The sequence below is a fragment of the Sphingobacterium thalpophilum genome (assembly GCF_901482695.1).
Classification (GTDB): domain Bacteria; phylum Bacteroidota; class Bacteroidia; order Sphingobacteriales; family Sphingobacteriaceae; genus Sphingobacterium; species Sphingobacterium thalpophilum.
Window position 1 is genome coordinate 4401109 of the sequence record NZ_LR590484.1, and the last position, 10891, is coordinate 4411999.

Annotated in this window: 10 protein-coding genes and 1 pseudogene; 5 read left to right on the forward strand and 6 right to left on the reverse strand. The window is 39.3% G+C overall.

The genetic code is table 11. The features are described 5' to 3' along the window. Positions 1 to 30 precede the first annotated feature (30 nt). The 5 genes from FGL37_RS18365 to FGL37_RS18385 form a co-directional block, all read right to left on the reverse strand. On the reverse strand, positions 31 to 1260 hold the full coding sequence (locus FGL37_RS18365) for an HNH endonuclease (protein WP_028071627.1): 1230 nt from the start codon (positions 1258 to 1260) through the stop codon (positions 31 to 33). Then, on the reverse strand, positions 1257 to 2990 hold the full coding sequence (locus FGL37_RS18370; protein ID WP_051607261.1) for an AAA family ATPase: 1734 nt from the start codon (positions 2988 to 2990) through the stop codon (positions 1257 to 1259). The genes FGL37_RS18365 and FGL37_RS18370 overlap by 4 nt, the downstream gene beginning before the upstream one ends. Before the next feature lie 272 nt (positions 2991 to 3262). Continuing rightward, complete coding sequence (locus FGL37_RS18375; RefSeq protein ID WP_051607260.1) at positions 3263 to 3706, reverse strand: nuclear transport factor 2 family protein; 444 nt, start codon at positions 3704 to 3706, stop codon at positions 3263 to 3265. Between the two features lie 5 nt (positions 3707 to 3711). Further along, the gene (locus FGL37_RS18380) at positions 3712 to 4101 is read right to left on the reverse strand and encodes a hypothetical protein (RefSeq protein WP_028071625.1); all 390 of its coding nucleotides are present in this window, start codon (positions 4099 to 4101) and stop codon (positions 3712 to 3714) included. 56 nt (positions 4102 to 4157) lie between these two features. Further along, positions 4158 to 4802, reverse strand: a complete 645-nt coding sequence (locus FGL37_RS18385; protein WP_028071624.1) for a hypothetical protein — start codon at positions 4800 to 4802, stop codon at positions 4158 to 4160. 961 nt (positions 4803 to 5763) lie between these two features. Here FGL37_RS18385 and FGL37_RS18390 point away from each other — a divergent pair. From FGL37_RS18390 to FGL37_RS18405, 5 genes and pseudogenes are all read left to right on the forward strand, one after another. Next, positions 5764 to 6141, forward strand: a complete 378-nt coding sequence (locus FGL37_RS18390; protein ID WP_028071623.1) for a hypothetical protein — start codon at positions 5764 to 5766, stop codon at positions 6139 to 6141. Positions 6142 to 6145: 4 nt separating this feature from the next. After that, complete coding sequence (locus FGL37_RS18395) at positions 6146 to 8515, forward strand: TonB-dependent receptor plug domain-containing protein (protein ID WP_028071622.1); 2370 nt, start codon at positions 6146 to 6148, stop codon at positions 8513 to 8515. A 28-nt stretch (positions 8516 to 8543) separates the two neighbouring features. Continuing rightward, a complete protein-coding gene (locus tag FGL37_RS18400; RefSeq protein WP_138096943.1) occupies positions 8544 to 9125 on the forward strand; it encodes a transposase family protein in 582 nt (193 codons plus the stop codon). Positions 9126 to 9137: 12 nt separating this feature from the next. Continuing rightward, positions 9138 to 9314: pseudogene (locus tag FGL37_RS26155) on the forward strand (transposase); the annotation flags it as partial. A 285-nt stretch (positions 9315 to 9599) separates the two neighbouring features. Further along, positions 9600 to 10166 (forward strand): transposase, encoded by a 567-nt coding sequence (locus FGL37_RS18405; RefSeq protein WP_440591027.1) that lies wholly within the window; start codon positions 9600 to 9602, stop codon positions 10164 to 10166. Here FGL37_RS18405 and FGL37_RS18410 read toward each other — a convergent pair. Then, on the reverse strand, positions 10096 to 10803 hold the full coding sequence (locus FGL37_RS18410; protein WP_138096947.1) for a Mu transposase domain-containing protein: 708 nt from the start codon (positions 10801 to 10803) through the stop codon (positions 10096 to 10098). The two genes, FGL37_RS18405 and FGL37_RS18410, sit on opposite strands and share 71 nt — an antisense overlap. Between the last annotated feature and the right edge of the window lie 88 nt (positions 10804 to 10891).

A 10891-nucleotide genomic window follows, 5' to 3' on the forward strand; every position in this document is an offset into this window, starting at 1 on the left:
TCATAAATATATATATAATTATCTACCTAATTATAGGTCAAGATTCTTTTTTAAATCTGTTTTTGATAGTATGTCATAGGAATATTTAGCTAGTGGTCTCTTTCCGAAGCTACCTATGTCACCATAGTTACCAATTATTACTCGTTTTAGAAACTCATCGTCAATGCCTGATTCAACCCCCAATATTTTTTGTAATTCTAATATTTTAGTCTTGTTATAATATATGGATCTTACTAATAATTCTTGGGCAATATCTTTATGAAAATTATGTAGTTGAGCAATTTGAAAAGTTTGATTTGAGTTATTGATAAGTTTTATTTTATCATCTTCTGAACTTAAAGCTATTAGTTCAATATTGAAGTTTTCTTCATCAGGAACTACATTATTGATTGAATCGTCAAGATATACTATCTCAAAACGGAAGTCGTTTAAATAATTATCTTCATAAGGATGAACATGCTTTTCTATATAGAAATCTCTTGCTTTTTTTAAATTTGAGTTGCATACATGACAACTAGGTATCAAGTTGTAAAGTGATATTGATAAAAAAGGATATTTTGATTTAGGATAAAAATGGTCTAATTCTGCTCTTGTTTTTCCATGATCATTGATGGAAGTATGGATATAATTCCTGTTACAATATGGACATACATTAACCCCTAGTTGTTGAGTTAAAGTATAGGCATACCATTCTTCTTTTTCTTTAATAAAATCATCATAATTAAACACGGATTTTATCCTATTATAAAGCCCATTTAAATTATCCTCAAAGAAGTTTTGTAAATTATTATACATCAGTCTTATATTACCGATTGTTAATTTGTCCTTCTCAATCCCAATTTCGAGAGATGTATCCTGTAATTTATTTATGATATATAAAAACCGATTATAGTAAAATTTTCTATTTTTCAGAACAGTGGAGACTCCTTCCTTTTTTTCAGCAAGACGATTTATCTTTGGATAGATGTCCTCAGAATAACTTAAGCAAGCCAAGAATGTTTGATGAAATTTAAGAATTGGATTTTGTTTCAGAAAAACCATTTGATAATATTTAATTTCTTCCCTTAATTGTTCTGGGTTTCCAATAATTATTTTTTGCAACAAAGATTCATCAGTTAGCCGTAAGAAATAGTTTTTTTCTGCCAAAGGAATTGTTGTATCTTGGGATAGCTTTATAAGATTTGCAAAACCATCTGAAGATTTGAAATATTTCCAATGAGCACTTTTAATTGAATCAGATATATTGTTTAAGAAAATCATATCTCTTTAAGTTTATAGATTTGTTGCTGATGCCATTCAATTTGTTTTTCTTTTGAAAGCTCCTTAATCCTTTTTCTAAATACTTCGTCTAAACGATATCGTAATATTGGCTCGCCAATCATTTCGATCCTCTTTCTATATTGATCAACATTCTCGTCAATCATATTAGGAATGTCTCTTAATAATGTTTGAATTTTAGTTTTGGCAAACAGACCAATAGATCCTTTGTTTAAGAAAAATTGGTTGGTAAATAATTGGTGAATATTTGCTCCAAATGAAGATTCATCAATTAATTGTCTCGTCGATTCTCCAATTTCATTTAGTAATAAAACGCTTTCTTTTGGTAAGTCAGATATAAGGAACGGAGAGTGCGACGTTAGAATAACTTGAATTTTAGTTGTGTCAAAAATATTGGTAACAAATGTGATAAAATCATTTAGGAAATTCCTTTGCCACTCAGGATGGAGGTATAAATCACCCTCGTCTATACAAATCAACAGATTTTTGGATTTGTCAATAGCTTGATCAGCTAGGTAAAATAATTGAGAAAATAGATTCAAATAGGCTTTCATTCCAGAACTCAATTGAGACCAGTCATGTGATATTAATGTTTGAGTATTGAAAATTTCAGTTTTACCACTGATAATGCCCATGAAATCTTCGTTAAAGTCGACAATAATTGAGTTTACATGTTTTTCAACCTCGCCAAAATTGTAATTATTGTTTGCACTCATGTCTCGGAGAAGTTGCTGGTAAAGCTTAAAATCCCCTTCTAATAACTCTCCAAGATTCGTATAATCATTAAATTCAATTAAAAAATTAGAAACTTTAGTGTTTAATGAAGAAATTGCTTCTGCCAAACCTTCAGTTCCAACAATTTCAATTTTCTCTAAAAGTGGTGAAACATCATTTTCGTTAACAATGATAAAGCTAAGCAGATTTATGGTAACTCCATATTTAAATCTATTATAATTCGAAGTAGAAGCATGATATATAGCTCGTCTATAGCGTTTGAGAATCCCTAATATTTTTTCGTCGTTTGGATTCTGACTTTCTAAAGATGTGTATGCAATAGGATTGAAGATAAATCTAACTTTTTTACTGTCTTGGTTATCTGGGCTTAGTTTTATCCATGTATCATTAAATATTGAAGAACTGACAAACTTGATTTTATTGGACTGTAGCTTATTTAGTGTTTTAAATGAAAAATTATGCACTGAGCCATCTTCAAATATATAATCTTTATTATCTGCCACATTGGTATAAAACATAGACTCCCATTCATCATCTGGGTTTATTTTTTTCAATTTGGTTCCTTGGAAACTAAGAATAGAAGTTTCTAAACTGTTTTTTTTTGTTCTTCCAAAGAAAAGGGGCTGATTATCCTTTTTAAAAACTAGAACATAATTAGAAGTTAGTTTACTTCTATTACCCCTGCTAATAGCTGTAAGTATAAAATCGATTACATTACTTTTCCCAGAAGAGTTTTTACCAATAATAGCAGTAATATTCGAAATATTGGGATGAAAAAAGTCTTTCAAGTAGTGTTGATCTCCGCTTCCGAAGTTTAAAATACCATTTTCATTCTTAAGAGTATCTGCACTGCCTATCTCGTCAACAGTAATTTCATTTGTGACTTCATTATAATATATATCATATTGATTTGAGAAATTAAATCCTTGCCGATCTATATTTCTAAAGCTTTCTATCCATAGGTATATTAATTCCATATTTGATTGAAAAGTTGTAGTTTTAATTTTTTAGTGTAATAGAGTTATCGCCCTTTTTTTGACGCTGTTTTTTTTGATCATTTATCCTCTATATTTTTTCGTCTTAAGTCTTTACAAAACCTTTCCTTCACCTATTATCTCGCGTCCTTCATGTAGCCACCATTTACGGCCTTTTGTCAAATATTGATCTAATTCTTTTACCAGGAGAAAGCGAACAGTAGCAATCCTTTCTTCACCAGGCATTAGTTTCTCGCCCTCAAAATTTATATCGCCTATATAAGTCCGCTGTAATTTACCTTCTGACGTATATTCAAACACGTGATTGGGGCGATAACCTGAGATGATACCTGTTTTTCGGCCGCCTTGCTGTTTATTTCATCGCCTAGACCACTCGGAAAATCCATTGCCGCAATCGCCTTGTAGTTGATCACGATTTCTGTCGAATTATGGGTATGAGTCATTGTCTCAATGGATTGTTCTCTTTCGCTAAAGTAGGATAGGGCTTCGACCGCCTGTTTTTTGAACCCCTCGATTCCTTGCAAGTACATAGTTTGCTCATCATTCATTACATTCTGGAAAGTAAAATCATCAGCAAAATCTGCTATCATATTTTCTACATCCATCTTATTATATGCCTCAACATACCTGAAAATCTTGTTCGTCCTGTCATTTAGGATATTTGGTTGCATAAGTGCTTTCCCTTCCAGAATACTCATAGTTATTAAGATTTTATTATTGTCAGGTCACCATCATCAAATCCTACTGCTACTCCCTTTGCTTGCACGAAAATTGAAGTTTTGAAATCCTCGGAGGCGATATATGTTTGAACTAGGTTTTCAGAATATTTTAGAATATCCTTCCAGTCTTTATCTTTCAAAAACTCCGTACCGAATGAAAAATATTTCTGTTTAGGCTCAAAGTCCATATTTGCAGCCCAATCGTCATCTTCTTTATCGAAAATTTTTGACCCATTGAGATACATTGTGAAACCCTCTTCTGATTCGAAAAGCCCAAAATTGAAAGCAACTATCGAATTATCAATTTTTTCAGTTTTGTTGATATTATTCAGCCATTCGTGAAATCTCTGATAAATTGGTTTAACTGTTTGCATATTTTACAATATTTAAGTCCAAAGCGAATATTAATTCATCTCATTGCCGTCACGGATTACTCTTTTTCCGAATCGGAATTCTTTAATTTTTCTTCGAATTCTTTTAATGCCTTAGGTTCTATACTTTTCTTCGCTTTCTCTAAAAGGTCTGCTCCAACTTCTTTAATCATCTCATAAATAGCTTCCCTGTGCTTTTTGCCATTCTCGTCTACCCAATGCTTTGATGTGTTTGTATTTTTCACAAGCCCTTTTAACAAACCCTTATTCCAGTCAATTGCTGTTTCAAGATTGAGAGGTGAGGGGAGAACGGAAATTATCTCCGACTTAGTAAATTGATGACCAATCTTAAAGGCTTTAATCACGATTACAACATAGCTCGCTTTGTTTTTAGTTCCTTTCGAACCAACTTTATTGCCTGCATTTGCTTTACTTTCAAGCAATGTCTTCGTTGTTTCCGGAAGTTTTTCATATTCAGGAAACGTTGTCTCGTCCTTCTTAAATACGCAATATTCAATACCGTATACTACTAGTGGGTAGCTTTCTGCCAGTTCCAAAGTAATCGTCCTTTTTCCAGATTCTACCTTCGAGTACACTAAGTCTTTTTCCTTAAGCAATTGATCAATATCATCCTCAGAGAGGTTAAAATGCAGCCTAAATTCCTTAGCTTTCTTCCTAAATTTACTTTCGTTGGAGTTTTCCATAAAATTTCAAAAAATAGAATTCGATTTATTTGTCTATTTCTAATTATTTATATATCTTTGTTTTGTATTTAAAGCGACACTAAGTGTAGGATTGATCCGACACTAACGATGTCGACTCGTTCTAAATCCGCCAGATTGCCACGAGTTGACCGAGTGATCGCCTATTACTGGAATTTCTTATATTCGTATAACATTCCAGTATGGCGTTACTCGTTAACTTGTGGGGCAACCTTTGAATCTTTGGATAAGAAGGAGGTTTCTGGCGGAACCAAGAACATAAGTTGCGAGGCGCCTACTGGTATATTTAGCAGCAATCCTCTCTTATGCTCTTCGGGTCGAATCGTTTTATAACCAGCAGAAGATTATGATGAAACGATTAGAAAACACACCCAAACAGTATCCTATCCACCTCCAGGAGGTAGAGCACTGGTACGCCCACACTATTCCAATAAAGAGCGCTATCCGCGCGCCAGAATAGATTATTAATCATTAAAAAACCGAAACAGGAGAGGGCTGCTATCGCCAATTTGTGATGTGTCGATAGGATACGAATAAGTACTCCCTTGTTGAAGGTTTTCCGATCTGTCTGTATACAACATCCCTTTTTGATCTGGTTAATAATAAAGTTAATTGCTCTATTCAAGCGTCGATAACTTAAAGGTAGCACTTAATATATATTCTTCCAAATAAATAAAAGAATTTTTGTATAGTTTTTCTATAAATTACAGATCGGTTTTTTGCCTGTCCCGGTAGGAAGCGCCATAATATTCCCCTAATCAATGCTTTGTAATCGTTTTGAGGCGCTTTGCGGGATTTTGTTAATTCTTAATTTGTGACACCTGCAAGGACTGTGAATTCCCTGCAATGACACCTCTTTGGAATGCAAGATTTTGCAATAGGGGAAGCTATGTCCGATCCAGATGGTAGGATGTGGCCGAAGTCATCTTTATGAACCTTAAAAATGAACCAAAAATATGCAAATGTGCTCGCGCTGCAGCTAGCCGTATACGAAGCACACGACCATGGATATAATCCTATAGAAAAGATCATGGATTTCTGGAGAAAATACGATATCAATACCCTCCAGAATTCGTTCGACACGATATTAAAAAACACATCCAGCTACAAGAAAAGCGGAAATGTCTTACAGCTCTGCCATAGGCAGGCATTTGCAGCTGATGTGCTGCGCGTACTTATCGCTTACTTCCACGTGCATATCGGTCACATCGATATGCAACAGGTGGATATCTCTGGGACTGAAACCACACTGAGCAGTCTCGAGGAGCTGGAAATCACAAAGCGTATTCACCATTTTTTCAGCGAATCCATTAATCAATAAGCAGATGAGGACTATATCAAATCTTGCGCCTGCCTTATTGGATAAGGTAGCGCACCGATCCGGATTTTCGCTGACGAGTGGACTACTGATGCTGGTTTTTAGTTTTCATATGTTTAGTTTATCGGCTCAGACGCCCCGCAAGGACAGCGGGGCGGATGGGTCCTTAGTAATCTCCGGTACTGTAGTGTCGGCAGCGGATGGTAAGCCGATCGAAGGGGTGTCAGTTCAGGCGGAGGGTCAGAAGGAGAGGACTTCTTCTAACAGTGACGGCTCCTTCTGGTTGCGGGTCTCCAAAGCTCAGAGCACAGTTTCGTTCTCGCATGTGGGCTTCAGGCGTTTAGAATTGCAATACACTGCTGGAGTATCGATGACTGTAAAATTGATACCGCTGGAGAATCAATTGGAAGAAGTGGAAATCAATACGGGATATCAGCGTATTTCAAAGGAAAGGGCCGTCGGCAGCGTGGATGTGCTGGACCGGAAATTGATCGAACGATCGGTATCATCCAATGTCTTGTCTAGGATAAACGGGCTTACTACAGGTTTGTTGGTACCCAAGATCAACAGCAACGAGGGCGGCAATCAGCCCGAATTTACAATTCGTGGCAAAAGTACGTTATTTGCCAGTGCCGAACCATTGATTATCGTAGATGGATTCCCATACGATGGGGGACTGGCCTCGCTTAACCCTGCCGATTTAGCATCAGTATCGATTTTAAAGGATGCTGCGGCTGCCTCTATATGGGGTGCCCGCTCGGGAAACGGTGTGGTCGTTATCACTACTAAACAGGGAAGTAAAGATCGCCTTTCGCTGTCGGCAGAGGTTATACAGACGGTTGCGGGTAAACCTGACTTATATTATAACAAATCGATCTCGAGCAGCGATTTTATAGACGTAGAGAAGTTCCTATACGAGAAGGGGGCTTATAATGCTAGGCTAAAAACGGGTTATCAACCGGTCTCGCCTGTCGTCGAAATTCTGGACAGAATAGCTAAAGGTCAGCTATCGAGCGAAGAGGGAAATGAGATGATCGATGCCTATAGGCATAAGGATAGTCGCATACAGAGACTTAAATATCTGTATAGAACACCGCTTGACCAACAGTATAACGTGGCTATCTCAAGACCATTTAAGGATGGTAGCTTCTATATTTCAGGTGGATTAAACCGATCTGACGAGACCACAAAACATTCGGACAACGAACGCAGGACGCTGCTGATGAAATACGACCAACGCTTCTTGAATGATCGTATCGGTCTTGCATTCCAGAGCAATCTGACAGGTATTCGGACGAATAGGGCACAAAATATTCCCGCAATGTATCCTTATGAAGAATTGCTTTCCACTAGCGGCGAGTCGCTTGCCGTGACGGGTAGCGTCCGTAGCAGTTATGCGGATACTGTTGGCGGTGGACATCTGCTGGACTGGCATTATAATCCGCTGACTGACCTTGGGAAAGGGCTTTCCTCCAATTCGCTGTTCAATTTAAGGCTCAACGGTGGTATCGATGCCAAAATCCTTCCTTTTTTGACGGCTAGCGTAAAATACCAGTATACAAAATCGATGAGCGACGACCTCATGCGCTATGCAGATGACTCTTACTATGTGCGCAATATGATCAATACCTATTCCCGATATGATCAAGCGACAGCCAAATATATACAGCAGGTGCCGGTAGGTGAGGTCCGGACAGTCAGCCACTTACGCGGGCACTCGTACTTATGGCGAGCGCAGCTGTCATTGGACAAGAGCATCAATAAGATGCATCGGATCACTGCATTAATGGCTATGGAGCTTTCGGATGCCCGAAGCGAAGTTGACAGAAAAGAGCTGATAGGCTATGACCCTTCGACAGCAACATCCGCCACAATAGACCACATCAATGCCTTGCCGCGCATATATGGCGGCAGTCAAGTTGTCGAAAATGGGAATTATCAGACTTGGCATGTAGATCGCTACCGTTCTTACCTCCTAAATGCAGCCTATAGTTACCGAAATGTTTTCAATATCTATGGAAGTATCCGCCGGGATGAGTCCAATCTGTTTGGTGTGGCCACCAATCAGAAAGGTGTGCCGCTCTGGTCGATCGGGGGTAGTTATAATGTCAAGACGGCCGTATGCAACGGCTTCAATTGGCTGTCCGAACTACGCTTACGCTCTTCTTATGGTGTGCAGGGCAACGTGGACAAAACGATGTCGGCATGGCTGACAGCACGGTATGAAAGCTTTAAAAATACTTATCAGAACCAGTTTGCAGCCATTGTAAACCCTCCAAATCCCTCTCTGAGATGGGAGAAAACAAAAGTAACGAATATAGGCCTCGATTTCGGTGATACTGGTTCTTCCCCACTTTTGGTGGTAATCTTATCATAATTGTCGTGTGCAGACCGTTAAGATTATAATGAATGCCTCAAAACTCGTTTTTTCAAACGGGGATCGCTTCAAAGTGATATCGGTTGACAACAGACAGGACGAACTTCGTATTTATGTTCAGAGTGGCACCGGGTCTGTTAGCTGTCCGAACTGCTGTATCCCCTCGAAAAGAATCCATAGTTATTACACACGTAAAATCGCAGATCTTCCGGTTTTTGGAAAAACATCCGTGATTTTTCTTCGCTCGCGTAAGTTTTACTGCCGTCATCAGGAATGCCCGTTTAAAGTATTCACTGAACGTTTCGAGCATTACTTTAAGCCTTACAGGCGGAAGACCGACCGTTTGGAAAACAAGATCCGGCAGCTGGGACTACTGGCCGGAGGCAGACCTGCTGAGCGAATCTGCGACTTAGTGTCGATGCCTTCCAGTGACACGACTATACTGCGACTGATTGAAAACGAGGCTTTTTCACCATCAGAAGGTGTGACTGCTGTCGGGGTGGATGACTGGGCCTATAAAAAACGGAATAGCTATGGTAGTATCCTGGTCAATCTTCACACAGGGAAAGCTATCGACCTTCTGCCTGACCGGGAAGAAGAGACGTTGTGAAAATGGCTGGAAATGCGTCCGGAGATTAAGGTAATGAGTCGGGACAGATACAGTAATTACCAAAAAGCCATCATCGCCGGTGCACCACAGGCTATACAGGTAACCGACCGTTGGCATCTGTTGAAAAATCTAAGCGAAGCAGTACAGAAAGTATTGGTCAGGCAGTATAGCAAAGTCAACGCTATGCTGTCCCCGAAGCAACCCCTGAACGAAGCGGAAAAAGCGGTCTGCGGCCAAAATATCTCTGGTGGAGACAAAAGGTCCGAAGAGAATCCCCAAGGTGGAATCCGCCTTCAACGGTTCAAACAGCTTAAAGAACTGCAGGGAAAAGGGCACTCTATACGTGCGATGGCACGACATCTGAACATGAGCAGGCGAACTATCAAGAGATATCTGGATATGAAAACCTTACCCCGCAGATCACAAAGCCGTAACAACCCGATAGAAAAATTTTTTCCGTACATCAGAAAGCGTATGGAGGAGGAATCCGACATCTTGCTGACTACAATATGGCAGGAGTTAAAATCCCAGGGATACAAAGGAGCCTATTCTACCTTGTCAGAAGCCTTGAAATACTATGGGGTACAGGTAGGTAAAAAAGCTGGGCGTACAAAGAAGTTGCCTACGCAGGCTGGAGCATCCTTCAAACCAGCATCAACAGCGATCTGGTTCGTGTCCGATCACGCTAAGTTAAAAGAAGGCCAGCAAAAGCTTATCAGCGAATTATGCACATCTTCCGAAGACCTGCAGGAGATTTTCACGCTTGCTCAATCCTTCCGAAAAATGATGTCTGAACGGTCAGGTAATACGGATCTGAAAGAATGGATTGACAAATCAAACAAATCCGGAGTAAAGGAGATGGCCTCTTTCGCCAAAGGGCTGCTGGCCGATTGCAAGGCTGTTGAAAATGCACTCAGCCTACCGTGGAGCAATGGTCCCGTAGAAGGAAACGTTAATAGACTGAAAACGATTAAGCGGCAGATGTACGGGAGAGCTGGGTTTGATCTGTTGAGGAAACGTGTGGTATATTCTCCTTCATGACACCAAAAGTGGGGAAGAACCAACATCCCCGGAATATGCAGTTGTCAAGTCCATTTTTCAGAATATTTGATATGGTCTGATAGGATGCCCAGTGATGTAAAAGCGCTCTTTTGCAAGCATTATTCAATCGTGTAGCACCATATGCTTTTGCATATGAGAGTATTCCTTGCGCTTGTTTGTATGCCAGTTCAGGGTAATTGTACTGCGCAATAAGCCTTCGGATATATTCCAGGGTAGAGGCACCGATAGCCGAAGCCCGCTGCTCAAAGTATAACGGATTCCAGTCGTTGTAGACCTTATGGGAAGAAGGCATGTGATCTCCGAGGGTGGTATAGGATCCCGGCCGGAACGATCGCTGATGTTTAGCTATCCGCTGAAAGTTATAGAAGACCTCCACTGTTTCTTTATTATACTGAACTTCTACATGATGGCCGATATAGCGATGGGGAACGCTGTAATAGTTCCTGTCCACACTTAGGTAGATATGGGATATTTTCTGCACTTTTGCGCGCCTGAAGTACCTCAGATTATATGTGGACGTAGGTAGCGGACCCAGATATTTTTTTTCCAGATCAATAAACTGACTCCGTCTAGTAGCACCCCCGTGTGAAAACAGGTAATCATTGTAAAGTACCAACTGTTCGGCAATTGCAGCATTGAAACGTTTACGATTGAAAAAACTTTCAACAAATTAATATTGCATATTGCAATATGCAATATTAATT

Excerpts from the sequence above, each read along its gene's own strand:
- FGL37_RS18380 (WP_028071625.1), bottom strand. The coding sequence starts at position 4,101 with ATGCAAACAGTTAAACCAATTTATCAGAGATTTCACGAATGGCTGAAT.
- FGL37_RS18395 (WP_028071622.1), top strand. The coding sequence starts at position 6,146 with ATGAGGACTATATCAAATCTTGCGCCTGCCTTATTGGATAAGGTAGCG.
- FGL37_RS18385 (WP_028071624.1), bottom strand. The coding sequence starts at position 4,802 with ATGGAAAACTCCAACGAAAGTAAATTTAGGAAGAAAGCTAAGGAATTT.
- FGL37_RS18365 (WP_028071627.1), bottom strand. The coding sequence starts at position 1,260 with ATGATTTTCTTAAACAATATATCTGATTCAATTAAAAGTGCTCATTGG.
- FGL37_RS18390 (WP_028071623.1), top strand. The coding sequence starts at position 5,764 with ATGAACCAAAAATATGCAAATGTGCTCGCGCTGCAGCTAGCCGTATAC.
- FGL37_RS18370 (WP_051607261.1), bottom strand. The coding sequence starts at position 2,990 with ATGGAATTAATATACCTATGGATAGAAAGCTTTAGAAATATAGATCGG.
- FGL37_RS18400 (WP_138096943.1), top strand. The coding sequence starts at position 8,544 with ATGAATGCCTCAAAACTCGTTTTTTCAAACGGGGATCGCTTCAAAGTG.
- FGL37_RS18375 (WP_051607260.1), bottom strand. The coding sequence starts at position 3,706 with ATGAGTATTCTGGAAGGGAAAGCACTTATGCAACCAAATATCCTAAAT.
- FGL37_RS18405 (WP_440591027.1), top strand. The coding sequence starts at position 9,600 with ATGGAGGAGGAATCCGACATCTTGCTGACTACAATATGGCAGGAGTTA.